This is a genomic window from Streptomyces sp. NPDC052036, from assembly GCF_040680495.1.
Taxonomy (GTDB): domain Bacteria; phylum Actinomycetota; class Actinomycetes; order Streptomycetales; family Streptomycetaceae; genus Streptomyces.
In genome coordinates this window covers 517,460-544,224 of the sequence record NZ_JBFAWW010000001.1, presented here as the reverse complement: position 1 = coordinate 544,224, position 26,765 = coordinate 517,460, and the positions used below count along the sequence as shown (strand labels likewise).

The following is a 26,765-nucleotide window of genomic DNA, read 5'->3' as shown; positions in this document are numbered from 1 at the left end:
GTGTCAGGCGAGCAACTCCACCTCCGCCAGCGTCGACGCCGAGTTCAGGACCAGCCGGTAGTGCGTGTACGAGCCCGGGTGCGGGATCGAGAACGCCCTGGTCTGCCGGTCCCAGGGGAAGGACTGGTCCGAGCGCTGGTCGAGGGTGGTCCACCGGGTACCGTCCGTCGAACCCTGAAGGGTCCAGCCCGTGGGGGCCTTCGTATGGTCCGCCGGGGACGTCAGCGTGTACTGCGCCGCCTTGGTGGGGCTCGCCACCGGCAGATCCACGCTCGTCACGGCCGTCTCCGTCAGCGAGGTGTTGTCGAAGAGCGGGCCGTCGCCCCTGAGTACGTCCGCGCGCGGCGAGGGCACCTTGTCGTCCTGGGTGATCGACACGGGAGCCGCGTTCTTCCCGCTGCCCCAGGACGACGGGCGCGGACCCATGTCGAAGTCCAGCACTCCGCCCCGGGACAACAGGGAGTGCGGCAGCGCCGTTGACGTATACGGGCGGCCGTTGACCTTCAGCCCCTGGATGTACACGTTGCGCGTGCTGTTCCTCGGGGCGTTGATGACCAGGTCCCGGCCGTTCTCCAGATGCACGGTGGCCTTCTTGAACAGCGGCGATCCGATGGCGTACTCACCGCTGCCCATCACCAGCGGGTAGAAGCCCAGCGCCGAGAACACATACCAGGCCGACTGCTCGCCGTTGTCCTCGTCACCGTGGTAGCCCTGCCCGATCTCGCTGCCGTTGTACAGCCGGGCGAGCACCTCGCGGACCTTCGCCTGCGCCTCCCAGGGGCGGCCCGCCGCGTCGTACATGTAGATCACATGGTGCGCGACCTGGTTGGAGTGCCCGTACATGCCCATCCGGACGTCACGCGCCTCCGTCATCTCATGGATGATCCCGCCGTACGAGCCGACGAACTCGGGCGAGGCCGTCTCCGGCGTGGCGAAGAACTCGTCCAGCTTGTCGCCCAGCTTGGCGCGGCCGCCGTAGAGGTTCGCCAGGCCCCGGCTGTCCTGCGGGACCGTGAAGGCGTAGCCCCAGCCGTTGGTCTCGGTGTAGTCGTAGCCCCACACCCGCGGGTCGTACTTCGAGGAGTCCACCCGCCAGTTGCCCTGCGCGTCGCGGCCCTGGAAGAAGCCGGCCTTCGGGTCGAAGAGGTCGACATAGTCCCGGGCGCGGTTCAGGAAGTACTGCGATTCCTCCTGGTAGAGCTTCTTGCCGGTCTTCTTGTACAGCGCCTCGCCCATCTTCGCGATGCCGTAGTCGTTGACGTAGCCCTCCATCGCCCACGACAGGCCCTCGCCGGTGCTGGTGCTGGTGTAGCCGAGGAACGGCGAGGTCGTCATGCCCTTGCGGCCGACGCCGGACGCGGGCGGGGCGACCGTCGCGTTCTTCACCGCCGCGTCGTAGGCGGCCTCCGCGTCGAACTTCACGCCCTTCACATAGGCGTCCGCGAACGCCACGTCCGAGGAGGTGCCCGTCATCAGGTCCGCATAGCCGGGCGAGGACCACCGGGAGGTCCAGCCGCCGTCCTTGTACTGCTGGACGAAGCCGTCGACCAGTTCACCGGCCTGCTTCGGGGTGAAGAAGGAGTACGCCGGCCAGGTCGTCCGGTAGGTGTCCCAGAAGCCGTTGTTGACGTACACCTTGCCGTCGACGATCTTCGCCCCGGTGTGCGTGGGGGTGTCCTGGCCCGTCATCGGGGAGAACGGGGACGCGTACTGGTAGCCCGAACCCACCTTCTCGTAGCCGGAGTTGGGGTACAGATACAGCCGGTACATCGAGGAGTAGAGCGTCGTCAGCTGGTCGGGGGTCGCGCCCTCGACCTCGATCGTGCCGAGCAGCTTGTCCCAGGCGCGCTGCGCGCGAGCCTTCACCGTGTCGAACGACGTGCCGTCCGGGACCTCCTGGCGCAGGTTGTCCTTCGCCTGGTCGATGCTGATCAGCGAGGTGGCCAGGCGCAGGGTCACCGTGTGGTCCGCACCGGGGCGCAGGCGCAGATAGCCCTTCACACCCGAGGCCGCGCCGTCCGTCACGGGTGCGTCGAAGACGCCGTAGACGAACAGGCGCGTCGCCCCCGTCGACAGTCCGGACTTCACATCGGAGAACCCGGTGACGATCCCGTTGTCCTTGTCGAGGGTCAGCCCGGCCTGCTCGGTCACATTGTCGAAGATCACGCTCGCGTCGTCGCCCGGATAGGTGAACCGGAGCACCGCCGCGTGGTCCGTGGGCGTCATCTCCGCCTTGAGCCCGTTCTCGAAGGTCACCCCGTAGTAGTACGGGCGTGCCGTCTCCTTGTCGTGCCGGAACGCCAGTGCCCGTGCGGCGCGGCCGGTGTCCGGGGTGCCGGCGGCGGTCGACGGCATCACCTGGAACGTCTGCCGGTCACCCATCCAGGGGCTCGGCTCATGACTCGCGCTGAACGCCTCGATGGTCGGCAGGTTGTCCGCGTTGTTCGCCCGGGCGTAGTCGTACAGCCAGTTCAGCGAGCCCGCGTTGGTCACCGGCGTCCAGAAGTTGAAGCCGTGCGGCAGGGCGGTCGCGGGGAAGGTGTTGCCGCGTGAGAAGGAGCCGCTGGAGTTGGTGCCGCGGGTGGTGAGCGCGTAGTCGGACAGATGGGCCTTGGGCTTCTCCGGCGGCGTCGGCTTCAGCGCGATGTCGTCCACCCAGCCCCGGAACTTCGCGGGCCCCTTCGGCGAGTCGTACGCCACCAGGATCCGGTCCACGGTCTTGCCCGCGGCGACCGACCCGATCCGCGAGGCCACGTCGTTCCACTGGTTGACGTACAGCACCTTGGAGGCGCCCTGCCCCTGCGGGGACAGCGGGAAGCCGTGCTCGTCGAGCGCGCCGAGGCCGCTGAGATAGGTGCCGTCGGTGAAGGCGAGGTCGACGGAGACGTTCGTGGCGTCGTAGTCCCGGTCCTTGTCGGCCATCGACGGGAAGATCCGGTACGACAGCCGGGTGTTCGGCTCGACGCGCACGTTCACGTCGAAGACCTTGTTGTACGAGTACGCCCGTCCGTCCGTCGTGTGCGACCCCGCGTACCGCAGGGCCCGGCGGCCCGTGAAGCCTGCGCCCGCCTTGGCCGTGGGGGAGCCGATCGGGCCGCGGTCCACCAGGGTGCGCATGTCCTTGGGCGTGGGCTCGGTGGTCTTGCCGGTGGAGAACTGCACATCGGCGAGCTGGAGGATGTCCGCGCCGTGGTTCTTGGTGATGTCGAGCCGGAAGTGGGCGTACTCGGCAGGCTCCGCGAGATCGTACGACTTGGTCTGGAAACGCTGGTCGAACGATTCACCGGTGCGGGTGTCGAGGGTCTTCCAGTCCTTGCCGTCCGTGGAGCCCTGGAGGGTCCAGTCGGCGGGGTCCCGCTCCGCGTAGTCGTTGGCCGAGGTCAGCGCGTAGGTGACCACCTTGGCCGGCGCGTCGAGGTCGAACTCGACCCAGCCCGAGGGCGCGAACGTGAGCCATTTGGTGCCGGGCTCGCCGTCGATCAGGTTCTCCTTGACCTCACCCGCGCCCGAGTTCTCGGCACTGGCGCGGACATCGGTGACCTCGTCGGTCACATTGCCGGGGATGCCCGTCGTGTATCCGCCGTCCACGCCGGACGCCCGCTTGCTGCCGTCGGCTCCGGTGTCCACGGTGTTCAGCCACGTCGGCGCCGGGTCACCCGCCTCGAACGAGGAGGCGAACTCCCGCTCCGCGGCGGGGCCTTGGTGGGGCAGCGCCTCCGCCGCGCCCTGGAGACCCGCCACCAATGCGAAGGCGGCCGTTGCCACGACCGCCGACCGAGCCCGTCTGTGCCGAGATCTGTGCTGCATGCGCGAGCACCCTCCCTGCGCTGTGAAAATATGGACAACGTTGTCAACTCTGCTGCGCAAGGACCAGTAGGTGCCCAAGTGGTCTGTGATGTCAAGGGTGTTGAGTGTGGCATTCGGGGTCATTGCGGCGGATATCTCGTGCGAGTGACATACGGGCATCCCGTATTTCCGCGAGGTCTCAACTCGGAAAAGCACACCGTCAACCTTGCATTCGATCTTGCTCCGTTGGCGGGAAGTGGACTATACCTGTCGGCGTTCGGGCAGCCGTCGCCCAGCGCCACGGCAAGCCCTGGACAGGCAGGACCGGGGGGAATCGGGAGGCGGCGGACCGTTTTCGGCACGACGGGCTGTAGCGCTCTCCCACCGAATCCCTCATGCACGACCCCAGCTTCACCATCACCGCGGTGCCGGAGGATCCGGTTCACCGCCTGAGTCCTGGAGAAGGCGAGGACTTGAGCATGGGATCCACTTCCGGCGAGAACACATCCGGGGGCGTCGGCCGCCGCGACCTGATCAAGCGGTCCGCCGCGCTCGGTCTGATCTCCGTCCCCGCGATGGGCTTTCTGTCCGCGTGCGCCAGCGGCGGGGGCGGCGGTTCGAGCGACGACAACACCAAGGGGAAGACGTCCAAGACGAACCCCTTCGGCGCGGAGAAGGGCAGCAAGCTCGACGTCGTCGTCTTCAAGGGCGGCTACGGCGACGACTACGCCAAGGCGTGGGAGGCCGACTACCAGAAGAAGCTCGGCATCACCTCGACCCACACCGGCACCCAGGAGATCACGGGCAAGCTCCAGCCCCGCTTCAACGCGGGCAACCCGCCGGACATCGTGGACGACTCCGGCGCCCAGCAGATCAAGGTCGACGTCCTCTACAAGAACGGCCAGCTGCTCGACCTCGCGGAGGTCCTCGACGCGCCGTCGGTCGACGACCCGAGCAAGAAGGTCCGCGACACCCTCATCCCGGGCACTCTCGACCCGGGCATCCAGGAGGGCAAGGTCGTCGCCCTCAACTACATCTACACGGTGTGGGGTCTGTGGTACTCCGGCAAACTCTTCAAGGAGAAGGGCTGGACGGCGCCCAAGACCTGGGACGACTTCCTCGCCATCTGCCAGGACGCCAAGAAGCAGGGCATCGGTGGCCTCGCCCACCAGGGCAAGTACCCCTATTACATCAACGTCGCCATCATGGACATGATCGCCAAGAAGGGCGGTATCGACGCCGTCAAGGCGATCGACAACCTCGACCCGAAGGCGTTCGTCGGTTCCGACGCCGCACAGGCCGGCATCGAGGCGATCTACGAGGTCGTCGAGAAGGGCCTGTTGATGCCCGGCACGAACGGCCTGACCCACACCGAGTCGCAGACGCGCTGGAACCAGTACAAGGCCGCCTTCATCACCTGTGGCTCCTGGCTGGAGAACGAGCAGCTCAAGCAGACGCCGTCGGACTTCGACATGAAGTTCCTGCCGATGCCGCCGCTGTCCGGCAGCGAGATGCCCTTCGAGGCGATCCGGGCCGGCTCCGGCGAGCCCTTCATCATCCCCGCGAAGGCCAAGAACCTGCCCGGGGCCAAGGAGTTCATGCGGCACATGCTCTCCAAGGAGTGGTCGACGCTGTTCGCCAAGCAGGCCAACTCGCTCACCATCCTCCAGAACGGTGTCGACACCGGTGTGACCCTGCGCCCGGGCACGCAGTCCACGGTCGAGGCGTCCAAGGCGGCGGGCACCAACACCTTCCGCTTCCTCTACCCGGACTGGTACAGCGAGATGGACACCAACATCCAGAACGCCTCCAACGAGCTGATGGCCAAGCGCATCCAGCCCAAGGAGTGGCTGAAGCGCTGTCAGGCCGCGGTCGACAAGCAGGCCAAGGACCCGGCCTCCAAGAAGAACCACCACGACTGAGGCTCGCCGCCGGCCGGGCCCGCGCGACCGGGGCCCGCTCGACCGACCGGATTCCGGGCCGGGAATCAGATCGATTCCCGGCCCGGAACGGCACACCAGGGGCAGGAACGCCATGCACAAAGGGCAGTACCGGTTCGTCGCGGGATTTCTCTTCGCCCCCGTGGCGCTCTATCTGATCTTCGTCATCTGGCCGTACATCCAGACGTTCGGCTATTCGCTGACCGACTGGAAAGGCCAGTCGCAGACCTTCAAGTTCGTCGGCCTGGACAACTACCGGGCGCTGCTCCAGGACGACGTCTTCCTGGAGGCCATCTGGCACAACATCCTGTTTCTGGTCTTCATCCCGGTGATCACCATTCTGTTCGCCCTGTTCTTCGCCTTCATGGTGAACGCGGGCGGTCGCAGCCGGGCCGGCGGCGTCCAGGGCGTGGCGGGATCGAAGTTCTACAAGATCGTCTACTTCTTTCCTCAGGTGCTGTCACTCGCGATTCTCGCGGTGCTGTTCAACGCGGTGTACCGCAGTGACGGCGGCGGTCTGCTGAACGGCTTCCTCATCAAACTCGGCCTGGTCGACCCCGACAATCCCGTGGAATGGCTCAACGAGCCCAACCTGGTGCTGTGGGCGCTGATCCTGGTCGTGGTCTGGCACGGCGTCGGCTTCTATCTGGTGCTGTTCTCGTCCGCCATGCAGTCCATTCCGAAGGACATCTACGAGGCGGCGCTCATCGACGGTGCGAACCGTTCCCAGTCCTTCTTCCGCATCACGCTGCCGCTGCTGTGGGACACCGTGCAGACCGCATGGGTGTATCTGGGCATCGTGGCCATGGACATGTTCGTCCTGGTCTCCTCCATGACCCAGAACATGGGTGCCTACGGCGGCGGCCCCGACCATCACAGCGACGTCATGTCGACCGTGATGATGCGCAACTTCCTCTATTTCGGCAAGAGCGGCTATGCCTGCGCCATGGGCGTCGTCATGCTGCTGCTCACCCTGGTCCTGTCCGTGGTCACGCTGCGCGCCACCCGCCGCGAGCGCATCGAGTTCTGAGCGGGAGAGACGACGATGAGCGCACCCATCCAGCAGACCGCGGCCGTGCCCGCCCAGCGGTCCGCGGCCAAGGTTCCCCTCCGCCCCGGCGACCGGCGCGGCGAGGGCGTGGTCCTGAACGTCTTCTCACACGGCTTCCTCGCCCTGTGGGCCCTGCTGATCGTGCTGCCGCTGCTGTGGCTGGTGCTCAGCTCCTTCAAGACCGACGCCCAGATCGGCGGCTCGGCCTTCGGCTTGCCGCACGAGTGGTCCTTCGACGTGTTCCGGCGGGCCTGGGACAAGGGGATCGGCGACTACTTCCTGAACACCGTGATCGTGCTGGTGTTCTCGGTGCCGTTGACGATGCTGTTCGGCTCGATGGCCGCGTACGTGCTCGCCCGCTACCCGTTCCCGGGCCACCGGTTCCTGTACTACTTCTTCGTCGCGGGCGCGATGTTCCCGGTGTTCCTCGCCCTGGTCCCGCTGTTCTTCATGGTCAAACGGCTGGACATGCTGAACACCTACCAGGGTCTGATCCTGGTCTACATCGCCTACTCGATGCCGTTCACGGTGTTCTTCATGCACGCCTTCTTCCGGACCCTGCCCACGGCGGTCTTCGAGGCGGCTGTCCTGGACGGTGCCTCGCACACCCGGACGTTCTTCCAGGTGATGCTGCCGATGGCGAAGCCCGGTCTGGTCAGCGTCGGGATCTTCAACACGCTGGGTCAGTGGAACCAGTTCATCCTGCCGACGGTTCTGATGCAGCCGCAGAGCGGTTCGGACCCCGAACGCTATGTGCTCACCCAGGGCCTCATCCAGCTCCAGCAACAGCAGGGATACGCCTCCGACCTGCCGGTTCTGTTCGCAGGCGTGACCATCGCGATGATCCCGATGCTGGTGGTCTATCTGTCCTTCCAACGCCAGGTGCAAGCGGGTCTGACCTCGGCGACACTCAAGTAACCCCAAGGGTTCGTCACACTCCGTGACGTATTCGGTGCGCGCCGCTCGGGGCTCCCGGGCGGCGCGCGGCACTGTGTCCAAGGACCCGGATGCGGTTCAACCTCTTGACGGGAGGCAACCCGAACGGCTCAGCTTAGAGTTCACTAGTTGGACATAGGCGGGGCCTCACCGAAGCGGTCCCGTGCTCAGGAGGTCGTCGTGGAGACTCCAGGGTCGCAGTCGTCGCTGCACCGAGCCAACCTGGAGCGGGTTGTACGTGCCGTGCGGCTGGCCGGGTCCCTCACGCAGGCGGAGATCGCGAGGACGACGGGTCTGTCCGCGGCAACGGTCTCCAATATCGTGCGGGAGCTCAAGGACGGCGGAACCGTTGAGGTCACGCCCACGTCGTCGGGCGGCCGGCGGGCCCGTAGCGTCTCTTTGAGCGGTGATGCCGGCATCGTGATCGGCATCGACTTCGGGCACACCCATTTGCGCGTCGCGGTAGGCAACCTCGCCCATCAGGTGCTGGCCGAGGAGGCGGAGCCGCTGGATGTGGACGCCTCCGCCGCGCAGGGCTTCGACCGGGCGGAAGAGCTGGTCAGCAGGCTGATCGAGGCGACCGGGGTGGACCGGTCGAAGATCGCCGGCGTGGGTCTGGGGGTACCCGGTCCCATCGACGTCGAGTCGGGCACGCTCGGCTCCACCGCGATCCTGCCGGGCTGGACCGGCGCCAGGCCCGCCGAGGAGCTGCGGGGGCGGCTCGGCGTGCCGGTGCACGTGGACAACGACGCCAACCTGGGCGCCCTCGGCGAGCTGGTCTGGGGCAGTGGCCGGGGGGTCAAGGACCTCGCGTACATCAAGGTCGCGAGCGGTGTCGGCGCCGGTCTGGTGATCGACGGGACGATCTACCGGGGGCCCGGCGGTACGGCAGGAGAAATCGGGCATATCACTCTCGATGAATCCGGTCCCGTCTGCCGCTGCGGCAACCGGGGCTGCCTGGAGACGTTCACGGCGGCGCGGTATGTGCTGCCGCTGCTCCAGCCCAGCCACGGCGCCGATCTGACCATGGAGGGCGTGGTCAGGCTGGCGCGGGACGGGGATCCGGGCTGCCGCCGGGTGATCGCCGACGTCGGCCGCCACATCGGCAGCGGGGTCGCCAATCTCTGCAATCTGCTGAACCCGAGCCGCGTGGTCCTGGGCGGTGATCTCGCCGAGGCCGGAGAGCTGGTTCTCGGGCCCATCAGGGAGTCGGTGGGCCGGTACGCGATTCCCAGTGCCGCACGGCAGTTGTCGGTGCTGCCGGGGGCGCTCGGGGGTCGCGCCGAGGTGCTCGGAGCGCTCGCTCTCGCGCTCAGCGAGATGGGCGATTCGACCCTTTTGGACGGCACTCTTTCTGCCGTCGTGCCTGCCTTCACTTAGAGAACGGATGGCACCGTTGCCATCTCGTTAAGGATTTACTTCTTGACGTCGCACGTGCGGCCGAGTTGACTTCCAGCCACCTCGGCCGCAACGACGCGGCCTCGTCAGGGAGGTTTCTGAAGTGAACACGCGTATGCGTCGTGCGGCCTTCGCCGTTGCTGCTGGTGCCATGGCCGTTTCGCTGGCCGCATGTGGCAGCGCCAAGGAGTCGGGTGGCGGCTCCTCCTCGTCCGCGCCGAGCGCCAAGAAGGGCGACGCCATCAAGGTGGGTCTGCTTCTCCCCGAGAACCAGACCGCGCGTTACGAGAAGTTCGACCGCCCCTTGATCGAGAAGAAGGTCAAGGAGCTCACGAACGGCAAGGGCGAGGTTGTCTACGCCAACGCCAAGCAGGACGCCACCACGCAGAACCAGCAGGTCGACACCATGGTCACCAACAAGGTCGACGTGCTGATCGTGGACGCGGTGGACTCTGCGGCCATAAAGAGCTCGGTCCAGAAGGCGAAGGACGCCGGCATCCCGGTCGTCGCCTACGACCGCCTCGCGCAGGGCCCGATCAGCGCCTACACCTCGTTCGACAACGAGACCGTCGGCAAGACCCAGGGCGAGGCCCTCCTCAAGGCGCTGGGCTCCAAGGCCAAGTCCGGCAAGATCGTCATGATGAACGGCTCCGTCACCGACCCGAACGCCGCGCAGTTCAAGAAGGGCGCCCACGAGGTGCTCGACGGCAAGGTGAACGTCGGCAAGGAGTACGACACCAAGGACTGGAAGCCGGAGAACGCCAACACCAACATGGAGGGCGCCATCTCCGCCCTCGGCAAGAAGAACATCATCGGCGTCTACTCCGCCAACGACGGCATGGCCGGCGGTATCATCACCGCCCTCAAGGCCGCCGGCCTGACCAACATCCCGGTCACCGGCCAGGACGCGGAGCTCGCGGGTGTGCAGCGCATCGTCACGGGTGAGCAGTACATGAGCGTGTACAAGTCCTACCCGCAGGAGGCGGACATCGCCGCGCAGATGGCCGTCGCGCTCGCCCAGGGCAAGTCGCTCGACTCGATCGCCAAGGACAAGGTCGACAGCCCGACCACCAAGCAGGTTCCGTCGGTTCTGGTCCCGGTCCAGTCGCTGACCAAGGACAACATCAACGACACCGTCATCAAGGACGGCATCTACACCACGGCCGACATCTGCACCGCGCAGTTCAAGGCCGCCTGCGACAAGATCGGTCTGAAGTAAGCGACCCCGAGTCCTTTCCTCGTACGGGAATTCGTCCGTGAATTCCCGTACCGGACCGGGCACACGCAAGCTCCTCCGGCGTCCCGCTCTCACCAGCCCCGCAAGCTCGTAGCGGGGCGCCGGACGGAACATCCCCCAAACTTCTGCACAACCTCCCGCCGGGTCAGGCGGCGAAGGAGATGGTTCACGTGTCCGCTACGCCCGTGCTGGCGTTGCGCGGGGTCTCCAAGCGGTTCGGTGCCGTACAGGCGCTCACCGACGTAGAGCTTGAGGTCCACTCCGGAGAGGTGGTCGCCCTCGTGGGCGACAACGGCGCCGGAAAATCCACGCTGGTCAAGACGATCGCCGGCGTGCACCCCATCGATGAGGGCGTCATCGAGTGGGAAGGCAAGACCGTCAACATCGGCAAGCCGAACGACGCCCAGAACCTGGGCATCGCGACGGTCTACCAGGACCTCGCGCTGTGCGACAACATCGACGTCGTCGGCAACCTGTACCTGGGCCGGGAGATCCGCCGGCGCGGCGTGCTGGACGAGGTGGAGATGGAGCGGCGCTCGCGTGAGCTGCTGGACCAGCTGTCCATCCGCATCCCGAGCGTCCGTATCCCGATCGCCTCGCTCTCCGGCGGTCAGCGCCAGGTCGTGGCGATCGCCCGTTCCATGCTCGGCGAGCCCAAGCTGGTCATCCTCGACGAGCCCACCGCCGCCCTCGGTGTCGAGCAGACCGCGCAGGTCCTCGACCTGGTGGAGCGGCTGCGCGAGCGCGGTCACGCCGTGATCCTCATCAGCCACAACATGGCCGATGTGAAGGCCGTCGCCGACAAGGTGGCGGTGCTTCGTCTGGGACACAACAACGGCATCTTCGAGGTCAAGTCGACCTCTCAGGAAGAGATCATCTCCGCCATCACCGGCGCCACGGACAACGCCGTGACCCGTCGTGCGGCGCGCAGCAATGGGGAGATCAAGAAGTGAGCATCGACAAGACCTCGACACCCCCCGAGGACACGGCCGTGGAGAACCCCGAGGCGGCCGCGAAGGCGGTCACCGCGGTCGACCCCCGGCTGCTGGTGCGCGAACAGGGCTTCGCGGGCTACATCGGCGAGTTCAAGCGCAAGATGAAGGCCGGTGACCTGGGCGCGATCCCGGTCGTCGTCGGCCTGGCCATCATCTGGATCATCTTCCAGAGCCTGAACTCGAACTTCCTCACCGCGGGCAACCTCTCCGACATCTCCGTCGCCATGGTCGGCACGGGCATGATCGCCGTCGGTATCGTCTTCGTGCTGCTGCTCGGTGAGATCGACCTGTCGGTCGGCTCGGTGTCCGGCGTCGCGGGTGCCGCCTTCGCGGTGCTGAACATCACCCACGGCATGAACGAGGTGCTGGCCTTCGTGCTGGCCATCCTCACCGGTACGGTCGCCGGAGCCCTCCACGGCTTCGTCTTCGCGAAGATCGGTGTGCCGGCGTTCGCCGTCACCCTGGCCGGTCTGCTGTTCTGGAACGGCTTCATGCTCCAGATCCTGGGCGACAGCGGCACGATCAACCTGAACAGCGACGGCCTGGTCGCCAAGCTGACGACGTACTACTTCTCCGACGTGGCCGCCGCCTACGGGCTCGCGTTCGCGGTGACCGTGCTGTACTTCCTCAGCGCCTACTTCGGCAACAAGAGGCGCGAGGCCGCCGGTGTGCCGTCCCGGCCGCTGAGCGAGACGATCCTGCGGACGGTGCTGCTGGCGATCCTCTCGTTCGCCGTGGCCATCGTCTACAACCAGTACAAGGGCCTGCCGCTCGCCGTGGTGATCTTCATCGCTGTGCTGCTGATCACGGACTTCGTCCTGCGCCGCACCGCGTACGGCCGCAAGGTGTTCGCGCTCGGCGGCAGCGTGGAGGCGTCCCGCCGTGCCGGTATCAACGTGGCCACGGTCCGGATCTCGGTCTTCGCGATCTCCGGCACCTTCGCCGCGATCGGCGGTCTGTTCATCGCCTCGAAGATCGCCTCCGCCAACCAGGGCGCCGGTGCCGGTGACCTGCTGATGAACGCGATCGCCGCCGCGGTGATCGGTGGTACGTCGCTCTTCGGCGGCCGTGGCCGCACCTGGAACGCGCTGCTCGGTGTGCTGGTCATCGTCTCGATCCAGTACGGCCTCGCCCTGGAGGGCATCGCCTCCCCGGTCCAGTACATGATCACCGGTGGTGTTCTGCTGGCGACCGTCGTCATCGACGCGGTCACCCGCAAGACGCAGAAGACGGCCGGTCGCGCCTAGTCCCCCACCGCGGGGCGCTCTGCGCCTCGTGGGCGGGACGCGACCGTCCCCTGACAGACCCGTGCCCGGCGCCCATGGCGGTGCCGGGCACAGTCTTGTCCGGCCCCGGCCGGCAGGGTGCGGCCGAAAACGGATATGCCCCGAACGCCAGGGCCGCTCATGATCCGCACAGGCGGAACATTAGACTCGACAGGCCCAGCAAAAGCTCGACTCAGCTCTACTGCAAGGAGGCACGGGTGCCGCTGCTGACCCGCATCAGGGGACCGCGCGATCTGGACCAGCTCAGCTTGGAGGAGCTGGACCAGCTGGCAGAGGAGATCCGGACCTTCCTCGTCGACGCCGTGTCCAAGACCGGTGGCCACCTCGGCCCCAACCTCGGTGTGGTCGAGCTCACCATCGCCCTGCACCGTGTCTTCGACTCGCCCAAGGACAAGGTCCTCTTCGACACCGGCCACCAGGCCTATGTGCACAAGCTGCTCACCGGCCGCCAGGACTTCTCGAAGCTGCGCAGCAAGGGCGGACTGTCCGGCTACCCCTCGCGCGCCGAGTCCGAGCACGACATCATCGAGAACTCGCACGCCTCCACGGTCCTCGGCTGGGCCGACGGCCTCGCCAAGGCCGATGAGCTGCTGGAGCGGGACAGCCACGTCGTCGCCGTCATCGGTGACGGGGCGCTGACCGGCGGCATGGCCTGGGAGGCGCTCAACAACATCGCGGACGCCAAGGACCGCCCCCTGGTCATCGTCGTCAACGACAACGAGCGCTCGTACTCCCCGACGATCGGCGGTCTCGCCAACCATCTGGCCACCCTGCGCACCACCGACGGCTACGAGAAGTTCCTGACCCGCACCAGGGAGGTGCTGGAGCGCACCCCCGTCGTCGGCAAGCCCCTCTACGAGACCCTGCACGGCGCCAAGAAGGGCCTGAAGGACTTCATCGCCCCGCAGGGCATGTTCGAGGACCTGGGCCTGAAGTACGTCGGCCCGATCGACGGCCACAACATCGAGGCCCTGGAGTCGGCCCTCGCCCGCGCCAAGCGGTTCGGCGGCCCGGTCATCGTGCACTGCCTCACCGAGAAGGGCCGCGGCTACAAGCCCGCCGAGCAGGACGAGGCCGACCGCTTCCACGGCATCGGCCCCATCCACCCCGACACCGGCCTGCCCATCAAGGCGGCCGCCGCCAGCTGGACTTCCGTCTTCGGCGACGAGATGGTCAAGCTCGGCCACGAGCGCAAGGACATCGTCGCCATCACCGCGGCGATGCTCCACCCCGTGGGCCTGAAGAAGTTCGCGGACACCTTCCCGAACCGGATCTACGACGTCGGCATCGCCGAGCAGCACGGCGCGGTCTCCGCGGCCGGCCTCGCCACCGGCGGACTGCACCCGGTCTTCGCGGTGTACGCCACCTTCCTCAACCGCGCCTTCGACCAGGTCCTCATGGACGTCGCCCTGCACAAGTGCGGCGTGACCTTCGTGCTGGACCGGGCCGGCGTCACCGGCGACGACGGCGCCTCGCACAACGGCATGTGGGACATGTCGATGCTCCAGGTCGTCCCCGGCCTCAGGATCGCCGCCCCGCGCGACGCCGAGCAACTGCGCGCCCAGCTGCGCGAGGCCGTGGAGGTCGATGACGCGCCGACCGTGCTGCGCTACTCCAAGGGCGTCGTCGGCCCGGCGGTCCCCGCGGTGGGCAAGGTCGGCGGGATGGACGTGCTGCGCAAGGCCGACGCCCCGGTGCCGGACGTGCTGCTGGTGTCCGTCGGCGCGCTCGCGCCCATGTGCCTGGAGATCGCCGACCTGCTCAAGAAGCAGGGCATCTCCACCACCGTCGTCGACCCCCGCTGGGTCAAGCCCGTCGACGCGGCGCTCGCCCCGCTCGCCGAGCAGCACCGGGTGGTCGTCACCGTCGAGGACAACTCGCGGGTCGGCGGTGTCGGTTCGGCGATCGCGCAGGCCCTGCGTGACGCGGGCGTCGATGTGCCGCTGCGCGACTTCGGCGTCCCGCCGCGCTTCCTCGACCACGCCTCCCGCAAGGAGGTCATGGCGGAGATCGGCCTGACCGCGCCGGACATCGCCCGCCAGGTCACCGGCCTCGTGGCCAAGCTCGACGGCCTTCCCTACTCCTCCCGGATCCGCCCGAACGGCGGGATCTCCGCCGACGGTACGGCCGCCGCGCGGGCCGTGGACTCGGTGGAGTCCGCACGGGACTGACCCTCCCGCCGATCGGCCCGGGCCGGTCCCGCCATCCTTTACGGTGGCGGGACCGGCCCATTTGCGTGAATCCCACTCTTTCGGGGCATACGCACTACGGCCCCTCTCGATCATGTCGAGGACGACAAGCGTGGGAGGTACGCCGTGAGCAGCACCCTCTTCAGGACCAAGAACATCGAGCGGTCGATCCAGGACACCGAGGAGCCGGAGCACGCGCTCAAGAAGACCCTCACCGCGCTGGATCTGACCGTGTTCGGCGTCGGGGTCATCATCGGCACCGGCATCTTCGTGCTCACCGGCAAGGTCGCCAAGGAGAACGCGGGACCGGCCGTCTCGCTGTCGTTCGTCGTGGCCGCTGTCGTCTGCGCGCTCGCTGCGCTCTGCTACGCCGAGTTCGCCTCGACGGTCCCGGTCGCGGGATCCGCCTACACGTTCTCGTACGCCACCCTCGGCGAGCTGCCCGCCTGGATCATCGGCTGGGACCTGGTCCTGGAGTTCGCGCTGGGCACGGCGGTGGTCGCCGTCGGCTGGTCCGGATACATCCGCTCCCTGCTCGACAACGCGGGCCTGCATCTGCCCGCGGCGCTGAGCGGCCACGAGGGGACCGGCGGATTCGGCTTCGACATCCTCGCCGCCGGGCTCGTCCTGATGCTCACCGCCATCCTCGTCGTCGGGATGAGGCTGTCGGCCCGGGTCACGCGGCTCGTCGTCGCCGTCAAGGTCGTCGTCGTGCTGATCGTGATCATTGCGGGTGCCTTCTTCATCAACACCGCCAACTACAAGCCGTTCGTCCCGAAGGCCGAGGCCGTACCGGCGGCCGGCAGCCTCAAGGCACCGCTCATCCAGCTCATCGCCGGCTGGGTGCCCTCCGACTTCGGAGTGCTCGGGATCTTCACCGCCGCGTCCGTCGTCTTCTTCGCCTTCATCGGCTTCGACATCGTGTCGACGACGGCCGAGGAGACCCGCAACCCGCAGCGCGACATGCCACGCGGCATCCTCGGCTCCCTGCTGATCTGCACCACGTTGTACGTGGCGGTGTCGATCGTGGTCACCGGGATGCAGCGCTACAACGACCTGTCCGTCGACGCACCGCTCGCCGACGCCTTCAAGAGCATCGGACACCCCTGGTACGCGGGAGTGATCAGCTTCGGTGCCGCCGTCGGCCTGACCACGGTCTGCCTGATCCTGCTCCTCGGTCAGACCCGGGTCTTCTTCGCGATGAGCCGGGACGGACTGCTGCCCCGGTTCTTCTCCCGGGTCCACCCGCGCTTCAAGACCCCGCACCGGCCGACCGTCCTGCTCGGCGTGGTCATCGCTGTGGTCGCGGGCTTCACCAGCCTCAGCGAACTCGCCGAACTCATCAACATCGGTACGCTCTTCGCCTTTGTCGTCGTCGCGATCGGCGTGGTCGTTCTGCGGCGCACCCGCCCCGATCTGCACCGCGCCTTCCGCACCCCGTTCGTGCCGGTGCTGCCCGCCCTCTCGGTGTGCGCCTCGCTGTGGCTGATGCTGAACCTGCCCGCCACGACCTGGCTGCGGTTCGCCGTCTGGCTGGTGGTCGGCTTCCTCGTGTACTTCTTCTACGGCCGTAGGCACAGCCGGGTGGGCGAGGAGCAGCGTGCGGCGGGGCGGGCGGCCGGGCGGCCGGGCGACGCGACCCCGTGAGCGCTTCTCAGCTCGGGCCGCTTCTCAGCTCGGGCCGGCCGGAGGCTCCGGATCGCGCAACGACCGCGGACCCGCGAACTCCGCGCCCCGGTCGCCGACCCGGCGGCGCAGCTCCCGGTCCGCGGTGACGACCAGGACGGGCCGGTCCCCGGCCGCTTCCACCAGTTCGACGATGCGGTCGTCACCGCTGCCGGGCGCCGTCTCCACCCGTACGCCGGGCACGGACTGAACCCCGCGTGCCGCGCCCTCGACCACGAGCACCAGCTCCACCGGACCGGGGCGGCCGGGCAGCCCCCGCTCGGCGTATCCCGCCAGGCGGTCCCGCAGTCGCTCCGCGGCGCCGTGCCGGTCCCGCCACCAGCCGTCGGGCACGGATCCGACGACGTTCGCGGCGTCGACGATCACCAGGGGCGGGGCGCTCATGCCCACAGCCTCGCACGAGCCTGCGACACCCGCCCGGCGGGCTCTCCCGACCAGTGCTGTGGCCGGACGGTTTGCCGGAAAGCCAGCGGCGTCCGGTGCGGTGGATCGCAAGGCGGAGCATCGCCCGCGTACTGGATGTACGCGGGTGATGCGACAACGCGGCGAGGTGCCGTGCCTGGGGGGCACCTCCCAGCCGCCGGGCGGGGGGAGTCGCGAGCCGGTGAACCTTCCCGGTCGCAGCACTAGAGTGGGGGAGTGTCAACGGTCCGTACTTTGAACGGCTCCTGGCTGCTGCGCGGCCGGGACGGCAGCCTGAGCACCTACGCCTCGCGGGACGAAGCGGTGTGGTGCCGGGCCGAACACCACCCGGGCCTTCCCTGGGAGCCCCCGCGCAAGGTCGGCGGGGACCAGCGGCTCCACGCCCAACTGGCGCTCGGCCAGGGCGCCGACGGGTATGCCCACCTCGTCGCGTGGCGCCCCACGGTCCCGGGCGAGTCGGGGCTCGTCCACTCCACCCACTTCCGTCCGCATCTGGCGGCGCTCGACTGGACCCCGGTCGGCCACCCGGACAAGAAGGGCGACCGGACCGGGCTGCCGGCGGTGGCGGTGGACGCCGAGGGCCGCGCCCATGTCTTCACGCGCAACAAGGGCGGCGGCGTCAGCATGCTCGCCCAGAAGGAGCGCGGCGGCTGGGGCCCCTGGCGCGACATCGGAGGCCCGGGCGCGCACGAGGAACTCGCCGCCGTGGCCGCGGGGTCAGGGCGCGTCGAGCTGTATGCCACCACGTCGGACGGCATTCTGCGCTGGCGCCAGGAGGAGCCCGGTGGGGTCCTGGTGCCCGACGAGGCGCTGGAGGCGGCCGTGCGGCCGGGCACGCTGACCGCCCTGCCCACCTCCAAGGAGCACACCACGCTGTTCTTCGCGGACCCCGAGGGCATGCTGCACGCCTGGCGTCCGGGCGGCGACCCGGTCCCGCTGCTGCGCACCGCGGGAGCGGGTCCGGTGGCGGCACTGCGCTGCGCCGTCGACGGCTACGACTGCACGCTGCTCGCCCAGCGTTCGGACTCCGGCCGGGTCGTCCTCGCGGCCTGCCCCACCGAACAGGAGTCGGCCGGCCTGTGGTGGAGCGAGTCGGGCCCGCAGCTGCCGGTGGGCACGCGGGTCGCGCTGGCCGAGGACGCCGAGGGGCGGGTGACGGCTGCGAGCCTGACCCCGGACGGTGAACTCCGCGTGGCCCGTCAGAAGGACGAGCCGGGGCTGGCGCTGGCGGCGTGGCAGTCGGTGTGACGGCTCGCCGGGGGCGCTGCTCCCCGGCGATCGTTCGTCAGGAGCCGCCGGTGGCCGGGGACTTCTTCGCCGAGGCGGGGATGACCGAGTCGGTCCGGATCGCCTTCCACAGCGTGCTCGCCTGCGGCTCGGCGGCGACCACCCGGTTGGGGTCGATCCTGTCGTACGCCACCGGAAGCATGATCGTCTCCATGGTGGACGGGTCCACCCCGTTCATGCTGCGGCCGAAGTCCGCCAGTTTGGTCAGGGAGGCGAGCCCCGAGTCGGTGGTCAGCGCCGCGGTCAGACTGTCGGCGATCTTGTAGGCCTTCGTCGGGCTGCCCAGCAGGTCCTGCTTCTTGATCTCGCCCAACAGTGCCAGCATGAACTGCTGTTGGAGCCCGATGCGGCCGAGGTCGCTGCCGTCCCCGATGCCGTGCCGGGTGCGGACGAACTCCAGCGACTGCGTGCCGTTCAGCCGGTGCGTGCCCGCGGTGATGTTCAGACCGCTGGACTTGTCGTGGATGGCCTGGTCGACGGTGACGGTGACCCCGCCTATCGCGTCCACCAGCCCCTTGAAACCGGCGAAGTCGATCTCGACGTAGTGGTCCATGCGGACCCCGGACATCTGCTCCACGGTCTTGACCACGCAGGCCGGACCCACCTGGGAGTAGATGGAGTTGAACATCACGCGCTTCGCCGAGGGGACCTGGGTGCCGTCGGACTTGGTGCACTCGGGGCGCGTGACCAGGGTGTCGCGGGGGATGCTGACCGCGACGGCCTTGGTGCGGCCGTCGGGTATGTGCATCACCAGCGCCGTGTCGGAACGCGCCCCGGAGACATTGCCGGTGTGGAGGGCGGCGTTGGCGCCGGCCCGTGAGTCGGAGCCCAGGACGAGGATGTTCTGTCCTGAAGTGGGCAGTTTCTCCGGCCGGTCGTCGCCGAGGGCCCTGTCGATGTCGACACCCTGGATGTTGTTGTCGAGGCCGCTGTAGAGCCAGTAGCCGGTGCCGCCCGCGGCCACGACGAGCACGGCCAGCGAGAGCAGGACCCACCGGCCCTTGCGGCGGCGGGGCTTGGCGGCCTTGGAGGCGCGGCGCGATCCGCGCGGGCTCTCGACGGCTGGGGTCGTCATCGGATCGGTGTCCTCGTCTTCTTTCGGCCGGGCATGGAGTGCTCGGGTGATCGGACAGACCGGTCACATGCCCCGGGCGTTGTATGACCGTGATCCGAATCACATGATTCGCGGTGATGGTTCGTCATGTCCCCTGACGCCACCCATGGCGCTGCCCGGGAAGCGGTGCCGTGCCCTCGGTCCGAGCCCGGGGGAGTGTATGTCCTATGCATATGATGTGAGAATTCCACGTGAATTCCGGGTTCCCGGGCCGAGGCCGGGCGTGTTCTGCAAGGAGTCCGTCATGGTCATGCGGGGCCGGTCCGTGCGCACCGCGCAGCGACGCCGTACCCCCGCGGTCGCGGTCGGTACGCCGTCATCCGCCGTGACCGGGACCGCCGCGGGCTCATGGCTGGTGCGCGGCAAGGACGGCAGGCTCACCGCGTACGCCCCGTGCGAGGGCGGACTGCTGCGCTGGACCGAGACCCGGCCCGGCGGACCCGACTGGTCCGCGCCCGACTTGTTCCCGGTCGCCGGCCTCACGCATCTCACGGTCGCCCAGGGTGCCGACACCTACGTCCACTTCGCGGGCCGGCGGGAGCGTCGGCAGCCGGACGGCCGTGCGGACGTGGACATCGTGCACGCGATCCAGTACCAGACGGGCCGTCCGGTGACGGAATGGCGTTCCCTCGGCAATCCGCATCGCGAGCCGGACAAGGCCCGGCGCTTCGGGGTGCCGACGGCCGCCGTGGACACCTCCGGCACGGTCCATGTCTTCGTACGGAACGCGGGCGGCGGGCTCATGATGCGCCGTGAGGGGCAGGGCGGCCGCTGGGAACCCTGGGCCGATCTACGGGGCACCGACGTGCGGGACGGACTGCTCGCCACGGCCACGTCGAGCGGCGGGGTCGAGGTGTTCGCGCCCGCCGGCGGTGTGGCGCTGCACTGGGTCCGGCCGGAATCCGGCGGTGCACCGCAGCGGTCCCACGACATACGGCCGGCCCCGCTGCCCGGTTCCGTGGCCGCGGTGGAGACCGCCCCCGGCCGGCTGACCCACTACTGGACCGACCCGGCCGGTTCCGGTCTGGTCTGCCACCGGCCCGGCGGCTGGCCCGTGTCGCTGGGCGGCGCTCCCGGTGACGGGGCCAATGCCGTGCTGCGCGCCCTCCTGGACGGCTACGACTGCACGGTGCTCGCGCACCGGGGCGTGGACGGCGGCGTTCTGTTCGGCGTGTGCGGCACGGAGGCCGAGTCGGCGGGGCTGTGGTGGACGGACGCGGGCAGGTCCTGTCTGGGCGCACCCGCCCTCGCGCGGGACGCCTACGGCCGTGTGGTGCTGGCCGCCTTCGATCCGGACGGCACCCTCTGTGTGGCCCGGCAGTCGTCCGGACCCGGGCTCATGTTCGGGGACTGGCTGCGCGTCTGACGCGACGAGGTGGCGCGCGCCGGGCCGGGGGGCACCGCCTCGGCGCCTTCCCGGTGTCTCACCGGAGCCTCCATCAAGTCTCCATGGATGTGGCATTGACGACAGAGGCTCCACCAGAAACCGATTACTTCTGGACAGTTTGAGGAGCAGATGTAAACATTCTGTCCGATCGGTAAGGCGCAGGTAAGCAACGGGTGGTCTGCGGGTTAAGGGAGAGGTGTGCCGATCGGTCCCGGCGGACACCGCACCAGGGGGTGCGGTCGTCGGCAGGGGAGGGGAGCCGGAGTCGCCGCCGGGGGGCGGTGGTCGGCGTACGCATGGCAAAGGCAGGGGAGCGGCGGTGTCGCCGACGGACAGCCGGGCGGTGTGTCCCGGTTTCGAAGTGGATGGTGCGGAAATCAGGTGAGCCTCAACAATCCAGAGGCCAGCGCCCTTGTGTCGACATATCGATCTTTGGTGCCGGTGGGGGCGCGACGCCGGATCGTACGCCGGGTACCGGTTCCGTTGCGCGCTTCGGTGAAGCGCTCCCTGGCCTCGGCCGACGCCGTGCGCTCCGCCGTCGTGGTCCGGGCGCTGGGCGGGCAGCGCAAGGCCGGCAAGCACACTTCCGCGGGCCGCATCCGTGTCGTGCGGGTGGCAGGGAGGCATGTCCGTGCCATGGAGGTGCCCGGGGCCACCGCCTGGGCCGCCCGGGCGCGCAATCTCCACATCCTCGTCTCCGTCCTGGGTGAGGCCGGCATCGACTACTTCTGCGTACGTGGCGCCGCGTCAGCTGCTCCCTGCGTGGCCGTCCCGGCCGGGCAGCGCGCCGAGGTGGAGGAAGTGCTGCGGCTGCTGTGCGTGGAGAGCCCGGGGTACGTCGGCACCGTCTCCCCGGGGCAGATGCGTCCCGGTGCGTCCGCCGCGAGCTGGCGTGCCCTGCGCGGGCAGCACGTGCTGCGCGTCGCGTGGAACGTCTGCGACCCCACCGGACACCTGGTGTTCGGCCGTGAGTCCGGCTGTGACATCGAGTTCTGGGCCGAACAGGACGGCCTGCTGGTCGCGCCGCGGCCCAATCGCGTGGTGACCGAGGTGCCGGTGGACGCGGGCCGCTGCTGGGCCGAGCAGAAACGATTCAGTGCTGTGCCCGCCGTGTACACCACCGGCCACGCCCGCACCCTGCCCGAGTTCGTCGCCGCCCTGCCCGACGACCATCTCTTCCCGATCGACGTGGTCTACACCTGGGTGGACGACTCCGACCCGGCATGGCGGGCGAGCCGTGACGCGGCACGCGGCCGGCTCACCGGCGCCCCGGGGAACACCCTGCACGAGCAGGCAGCGAACGACGCCCGCTACACCAGCCGCGACGAACTGCTGTACTCGCTGCGCTCCTTGCACCAGTACGCCCCGTGGGTGCGCAACATCTTCCTCGTCACGGCCGGCCAGACACCGGCCTGGCTGAACACCGACTTCCCCGGACTGCGGGTCGTGGACCACCGGGAGATCTTCTCCGACCCGGCCGCGCTGCCGACGTTCAACTCCCACGCGATCGAGAGCCAGCTGCACCGCATCCCCGACCTCTCGGAACACTTCCTCTACCTGAACGACGACGTGTTCTTCGGCCGGCCCGTGCAGCCGGGGCAGTTCTTCCACCCCAATGGCCTGACCAAGTTCTTCCAGTCCAAGGCCCTGATCCCGTCCGGCCGGGCCAGCACCGAGGACCTGCCCGTGAACGCGGCCGGCAAGAACAGCCGCGGACTCATCGCCCAGCAGTTCGGCACCGTCATCTCCCAGAAGATGAAGCACACCCCGCACGCCCTGCGGCGCAGTGTGCTCGCGGAGATCGAGCAGGTCTACGACAAGGCGCACCGGGTGACCCAGCACTCCCGCTTCCGGTCGCCGGGCGACGTGCCCATCGCCTCCTCGCTGCACCACTACTACGCCTACCACTCGGCCCGGGCCACCATCGGGGACATCCGCTACGTCTACGTCGACCTCGCCGACGCGCTGGCCCAGCGGAGGCTCGACACCCTCCTGGCCCGCCGCAACTTCGACACCTTCTGCATGAACGACACGGTCACCGCCGCCGACCCCGAAGCCCAGAGCCGTATGGTCGAGAACTTCCTGAACGCCTACTTCCCGGTGGCGAGCCCCTACGAGAGGGCCTCCGGCATCGTGGCCCCCCGTCGTCCGGCGCGCGTCGCCGAGCTGGGACGCGCCGGCTCATGACTCCCCGACCCACCGGCCGCGCCACCACGGGTGGCGCGGCGGGCGGCCCGCGCCGCCGACTGCGTGCCCGCGCCGCCGCCCTGCGCACCTGGCTCATGCTGCGCCTGTTCGTGCCGCTGCGCCGCGGGCGCACCGCACACCTGCGCTACGCCGCCATCCTCGACGGCCAGACCGTGAACCTGCACGCCCAACTGCCGCCCTCCGCAGGCCTGCCGGACCGGGCCGAGATCGTCCTGCGCCGTGGCCGCCGCCGTCACCCCTGCGAGGCACGGGTCCACGAGGGCCCGTCCGGCGAGGCCCTGGTCGACGCAGCGATCCTGCTGGGCACCGAAGTCGGCGGGGTGCCCGTCGGCACCGGGCGCTGGCGCCTGCGGCTGAAGCTGTACTCGGGGCGCCGGTCCCGCACGCTGTCGCTGCTCCTGCTGGAGCCCCCGGTTCCGTACGAGGGACCGACCAAGCCCATGGAGGCCTCCCCGGTGACCGGGGAACGCCACAGGCTCGGACGCTCCGTCCGCGGCAGCGCCCGGGTGGTCAGCACGGCCGCCCGCGCCGCTGTCGAGGTGACCAAGGTGCAGCTGACCCATGCGGGCGTCACCGTCGACTTCCGGGTGTTCGGCACGTCCGTGGACGGACCGCGGGCGGAGTTCGTCGCCGCGGGACGCATGATCGAGCAGGCCGTCGAACCCCTCGGACCGGACCGCTTTTGGGTCGCCGTGCCGCTGAGCCGGATGACGCCCCGCGGGACCCGGCCCGAACACTGGGACGTCGTGCTCCGCGATGCGACCGGCCGGTCCCTGCGCCTCGGACGGCGGCTGCACGATGTACGCAACCCGCTGCGCGTCTTCGCCATGCGCGGCCTCGCCGTCACCCCCCAGGGCCACCCGCCCATGATCGTCCAACCGCGCTACACCCCCGCAGGAAATCTCCGGGTCACCTGCACGCGCATGCCCGAGGCAGGCTGAACCGACAGATGAAGATCACGTTTTTGCTGACCACGGCCGACGCCGTGGGCGGAACCGAACGCGCCGTGTTCAACCAGGCGTCGGAGCTGGCCGCCCGGCACGACGTCCGGGTGCTCAGTGTCTTCAAGAGCAGACCGGCGCAGTTCTTCACCCCCGACGAACGGGTCCGCGTGGACTACCTCGTGGACCTCACCGCGCGCACCCCTCGCCCGCTGCGCCCGACCGAAGTGGACGACTCGGTGTGGGCGGGCCTGGCCGCCCAGCCCAGCCAGATCGTCGTCCGGTCCTGGGAGTCGGCCTTCAACCGGCTGTCCGACGTGGAACTCGAACTCGCCCTCCAGGGCACCGACACCGACGTCCTGGTCACGACGACCCCCGCCCTGATGGCTCTCGCCGTCCAGCTGGCCCCGGCCCATGTGATCACCGTCCACCAGGAACACCGGGTCTCGGAACTGCGCGGCACCAGCGGGGAGCCGCTGCGCCGCTACGCCTCCCGGCTGGACGCGCTCGCCGTGCTCAGCGAACGCACCCGCGAGTGGTTCGCGGAGACCCTCGGTCCCGCCGCACCCCGTCTGGAGGTGGTGCCCAACGCCCTGCCCAGCGGCTTCCGTCCCCGCTCCACCCTGCGGACCCGTACCGTGGTGATCGCCGGCCGGCTCGTGGCGGAGAAGCAGATCGACCATGCCGTCACCGCCTGGGCGACCGTGGCCCGGCACCACCCGGACTGGCAGCTGAGGATCTTCGGCGACGGACCGCTCAGCGGCGCCCTGCGCCGGCAGATCGACATGCTCGGACTGCACGACTGCGTCCAGCTCAACGGCAACTCCCGGCATCTGGCGGAGGAGTGGGCCAAGGCCAGCATCGCCACGCTCACCTCCCGCAACGAGGCCTTCGGCCTGGTGCTCGCCGAGGCCCATGCCGCCGGCGTCCCGGTGGTCTCCTACGACTCGCCCAACGGTCCGCGTGAAGTGGTCATCGACGGGCGGACCGGGATCCTCGTACCGCCCGGCGACACCGACGCCCTGGCCTCGGCCCTGCTCCTGCTGATCGAGAACACCGAACTACGGGAGCGGATGGGCGCCGCGGCCCTCGCGTCCGTCAACCGCTTCTCGCCCACCGTCGTCACCGCGCACTGGGAGCGCATCTTCCACGAACTCGCCGCCGAGCGCGACAGCGGCCGCCGCGCCGTGGCCAAGGCCGAGCGGGGGGCCGTGCACGCCTTCTACAGCGGCCACGACGGCACCCTGCCCGCCGCGTCCCCCGCCCCCGCCACCACCGTGCGCACCTCCGACCAGCGCGCACTGGAGGAGCGGCTGCTCAAGCGCGGCGGCCATCTGGTGCACGACGGCGGCCAGCTGTGCCGGCTCCTCGACTGGGAGTCGCCCTGGGACGTCGTCCAGCAGAACCTCGCCCTGGCCGCGGGCGCCCTCGAAGGCGCGGACATCCCCTATCTCGTGGTCCGCGACAGCCTGGTGCGGCACACGGTCGCCGTCCACGCGGTGCACAAGGAGGCGGTCTTCAAGGCACTCGCCGACCGGTATGCCGAGGAGGCCGTGTACGCCGCGGTGCTCAACGAGGGGCAGAAGACGGTGGCGACCGTCCTCGCCGGTCTCGCCGCCCCCTACGCCGACACCCCGTCCTCGGGGATCCGGGTGTACCAGAACGTGGTCTCGCACTCACGTCTGCTGCGCCTCGGCGCCGTCTACGGCTGCACCATCTCCTTCTGGGACACCGACCCGGAGGACGAGAACCACCTCAGGGCCCCCGCACGCACGCTGATCGGCGACCGGGTCCCGAACAGCGCCATGCGGCGCGGCACCCTCACCCTGGGCAGCCGCCCCTACCCGACGATCGACGCCTTCGGGCGGGCGCTGCACGGAGACATCACCTTCCCCGTCGACGCCGTCTACACCTGGGTCGACGGCGCCGACATGGCATGGCTGGAACGCAAGAACGCGGTCCTGGCCGCCATGGGCCTTGAGACCGAGGACGCGGCCACGAGCGCCGCCCGCTTCCGGGACCGCGACGAACTGCGCTACTCCCTGCGGTCCATCGACATGTACGCCCCGTGGATCCGCACCATCCACCTCGTCACCGACCGGCAGGTGCCGCACTGGCTGGACCTCGGCCATCCGCGGGTGCGGGTCGTGGACCACAGCGAGATCTTCCGCGACCCGGGTGTGCTGCCCACCTACAACTCGCACGCCATCGAGAGTCAGCTGCACCACATCGAGGGGCTGGCCGAGCACTTCCTCTACTTCAACGACGATGTGTTCCTCGGCCGGACCGTGCGGCCCGACATGTTCTTCCTCGGCAACGGCCAGGCCAAGCACTTCATGTCGCCGACGGCCGTGCCGATGGGACCCGGAGCGGCCGAGGACGAGTTCAACATCAGCGCCGCGAAGAACAACCGGGCTCTGGTCGAGCGGGACTTCGGGCAGACGCTGGTGCACTCCTTCCTGCACGCGCCGCACCCGCTGCGGCGCGGTGTCCTCGCGGACATCGAGCACCGCTACCAGCAGGCGGTGGCGGACACCGCGGCCAGCCGGCTGCGCAGCCACAGCGATCTGTCCGTCGCCTCGTCGCTGCACCACTACTTCGGCTTCCACACCCAGCGCAGTGTGCCCGGCAGCATCTCGTGCGGATTCGTCAACGTCGGCCTGAGCGAGCACGCCGCCAGGCTGAACCGGATCCTCACCGTGCGTCCGCACGACGTGTTCTGCCTCAACGACTACCACGACGGTGACGTCCCTGAGGACGAACAGGACGCGATCCTCGCCGCGTTCCTGCCGAGCTACTTCCCGGTGCCGAGCCAGTTCGAGACCGGATCACCGCGCAATCAGCGCGCCCACGCGGGCTATCTGCCGGGATGGCCGCTGTGACCGTGCCGTCGCCACCGCC

The 26,765-nt window shown here is 69.1% G+C and carries 17 protein-coding genes; 14 read left to right on the top strand and 3 right to left on the bottom strand.

Annotation, left to right across the window (positions count from 1 at the left end):
* Positions 1–3: 3 nt before the first annotated feature.
* A complete protein-coding gene (locus tag AB0L95_RS02595) occupies positions 4–3,807 on the bottom strand; it encodes a GH92 family glycosyl hydrolase (RefSeq protein ID WP_365155688.1) in 3,804 nt (1,267 codons plus the stop codon).
* Positions 3,808–4,265: 458 nt separating this feature from the next.
* Here AB0L95_RS02595 and ngcE point away from each other — a divergent pair, with 458 nt between their 5' ends.
* The 9 genes from ngcE (at position 4,266) to AB0L95_RS02550 (ending at position 16,465) form a co-directional block, all read left to right on the top strand.
* Complete coding sequence (gene ngcE / locus AB0L95_RS02590) at positions 4,266–5,708, top strand: N-acetylglucosamine/diacetylchitobiose ABC transporter substrate-binding protein (RefSeq protein ID WP_365155685.1); 1,443 nt, start codon at positions 4,266–4,268, stop codon at positions 5,706–5,708.
* 112 nt (positions 5,709–5,820) lie between these two features.
* Positions 5,821–6,756 (top strand): sugar ABC transporter permease, encoded by a 936-nt coding sequence (locus AB0L95_RS02585; protein WP_365155682.1) that lies wholly within the window; start codon positions 5,821–5,823, stop codon positions 6,754–6,756.
* Between the two features lie 15 nt (positions 6,757–6,771).
* Positions 6,772–7,695 (top strand): carbohydrate ABC transporter permease, encoded by a 924-nt coding sequence (locus AB0L95_RS02580; RefSeq protein WP_365155679.1) that lies wholly within the window; start codon positions 6,772–6,774, stop codon positions 7,693–7,695.
* Between the two features lie 198 nt (positions 7,696–7,893).
* Positions 7,894–9,093 carry an ROK family transcriptional regulator gene (locus tag AB0L95_RS02575; RefSeq protein WP_365155676.1) on the top strand — a complete coding sequence of 400 codons (1,200 nt, stop codon included), beginning with the start codon at positions 7,894–7,896 and terminating at the stop codon, positions 9,091–9,093.
* Positions 9,094–9,226: 133 nt separating this feature from the next.
* Positions 9,227–10,330 (top strand): sugar ABC transporter substrate-binding protein, encoded by a 1,104-nt coding sequence (locus tag AB0L95_RS02570; protein ID WP_365156490.1) that lies wholly within the window; start codon positions 9,227–9,229, stop codon positions 10,328–10,330.
* Between the two features lie 179 nt (positions 10,331–10,509).
* Complete coding sequence (locus tag AB0L95_RS02565) at positions 10,510–11,301, top strand: ATP-binding cassette domain-containing protein (protein WP_365155673.1); 792 nt, start codon at positions 10,510–10,512, stop codon at positions 11,299–11,301.
* Positions 11,298–12,590, top strand: a complete 1,293-nt coding sequence (locus AB0L95_RS02560; RefSeq protein ID WP_365155670.1) for a sugar ABC transporter permease — start codon at positions 11,298–11,300, stop codon at positions 12,588–12,590. The genes AB0L95_RS02565 and AB0L95_RS02560 overlap by 4 nt, the downstream gene beginning before the upstream one ends.
* A 236-nt stretch (positions 12,591–12,826) precedes the next feature.
* Entirely contained in the window at positions 12,827–14,800 is a 1,974-nt protein-coding gene (gene dxs, locus AB0L95_RS02555; protein WP_365155668.1) for a 1-deoxy-D-xylulose-5-phosphate synthase, read from the top strand.
* 144 nt (positions 14,801–14,944) lie between these two features.
* Positions 14,945–16,465, top strand: coding sequence for an amino acid permease (locus tag AB0L95_RS02550; RefSeq protein ID WP_365155665.1), 1,521 nt, complete (start codon positions 14,945–14,947; stop codon positions 16,463–16,465).
* Positions 16,466–16,489: 24 nt separating this feature from the next.
* Here the strand turns inward: AB0L95_RS02550 and AB0L95_RS02545 are convergent, their stop codons facing one another.
* A complete protein-coding gene (locus AB0L95_RS02545) occupies positions 16,490–16,888 on the bottom strand; it encodes an NTP pyrophosphohydrolase (RefSeq protein WP_365155662.1) in 399 nt (132 codons plus the stop codon).
* Positions 16,889–17,161: 273 nt separating this feature from the next.
* Here AB0L95_RS02545 and AB0L95_RS02540 point away from each other — a divergent pair, with 273 nt between their 5' ends.
* Positions 17,162–18,175 carry a hypothetical protein gene (locus AB0L95_RS02540; RefSeq protein WP_365156488.1) on the top strand — a complete coding sequence of 338 codons (1,014 nt, stop codon included), beginning with the start codon at positions 17,162–17,164 and terminating at the stop codon, positions 18,173–18,175.
* 37 nt (positions 18,176–18,212) lie between these two features.
* Here the strand turns inward: AB0L95_RS02540 and AB0L95_RS02535 are convergent, their stop codons facing one another.
* Positions 18,213–19,289, bottom strand: coding sequence for an LCP family protein (locus AB0L95_RS02535; protein ID WP_365155659.1), 1,077 nt, complete (start codon positions 19,287–19,289; stop codon positions 18,213–18,215).
* Positions 19,290–19,578: 289 nt separating this feature from the next.
* Between AB0L95_RS02535 and AB0L95_RS02530 the strand changes: the two genes are divergently transcribed.
* The 4 genes from AB0L95_RS02530 to AB0L95_RS02515 all read left to right on the top strand — a co-directional run bounded on the left by AB0L95_RS02530 (position 19,579) and on the right by AB0L95_RS02515 (position 26,746).
* Positions 19,579–20,694, top strand: a complete 1,116-nt coding sequence (locus AB0L95_RS02530) for a hypothetical protein (protein ID WP_365156485.1) — start codon at positions 19,579–19,581, stop codon at positions 20,692–20,694.
* Between the two features lie 453 nt (positions 20,695–21,147).
* Positions 21,148–22,902 carry a stealth family protein gene (locus AB0L95_RS02525; protein WP_365156482.1) on the top strand — a complete coding sequence of 585 codons (1,755 nt, stop codon included), beginning with the start codon at positions 21,148–21,150 and terminating at the stop codon, positions 22,900–22,902.
* Positions 22,903–22,997: 95 nt separating this feature from the next.
* Positions 22,998–23,864, top strand: a complete 867-nt coding sequence (locus tag AB0L95_RS02520; RefSeq protein WP_365156479.1) for a hypothetical protein — start codon at positions 22,998–23,000, stop codon at positions 23,862–23,864.
* An 8-nt stretch (positions 23,865–23,872) separates the two neighbouring features.
* Entirely contained in the window at positions 23,873–26,746 is a 2,874-nt protein-coding gene (locus AB0L95_RS02515) for a stealth conserved region 3 domain-containing protein (protein WP_365155657.1), read from the top strand.
* Positions 26,747–26,765: the final 19 nt, after the last annotated feature.

Coding starts and splice junctions, on each gene's coding strand:
- AB0L95_RS02535 (WP_365155659.1), bottom strand. CDS start 19,289: ATGACGACCCCAGCCGTCGAGAGCCCGCGCGGATCGCGCCGCGCCTCC.
- AB0L95_RS02520 (WP_365156479.1), top strand. CDS start 22,998: ATGCTGCGCCTGTTCGTGCCGCTGCGCCGCGGGCGCACCGCACACCTG.
- AB0L95_RS02580 (WP_365155679.1), top strand. CDS start 6,772: ATGAGCGCACCCATCCAGCAGACCGCGGCCGTGCCCGCCCAGCGGTCC.
- AB0L95_RS02595 (WP_365155688.1), bottom strand. CDS start 3,807: ATGCAGCACAGATCTCGGCACAGACGGGCTCGGTCGGCGGTCGTGGCA.
- AB0L95_RS02515 (WP_365155657.1), top strand. CDS start 23,873: ATGAAGATCACGTTTTTGCTGACCACGGCCGACGCCGTGGGCGGAACC.
- ngcE (WP_365155685.1), top strand. CDS start 4,266: ATGGGATCCACTTCCGGCGAGAACACATCCGGGGGCGTCGGCCGCCGC.
- AB0L95_RS02565 (WP_365155673.1), top strand. CDS start 10,510: ATGGTTCACGTGTCCGCTACGCCCGTGCTGGCGTTGCGCGGGGTCTCC.
- AB0L95_RS02530 (WP_365156485.1), top strand. CDS start 19,579: ATGCGGGGCCGGTCCGTGCGCACCGCGCAGCGACGCCGTACCCCCGCG.
- AB0L95_RS02570 (WP_365156490.1), top strand. CDS start 9,227: ATGCGTCGTGCGGCCTTCGCCGTTGCTGCTGGTGCCATGGCCGTTTCG.
- AB0L95_RS02545 (WP_365155662.1), bottom strand. CDS start 16,888: ATGAGCGCCCCGCCCCTGGTGATCGTCGACGCCGCGAACGTCGTCGGA.
- AB0L95_RS02585 (WP_365155682.1), top strand. CDS start 5,821: ATGCACAAAGGGCAGTACCGGTTCGTCGCGGGATTTCTCTTCGCCCCC.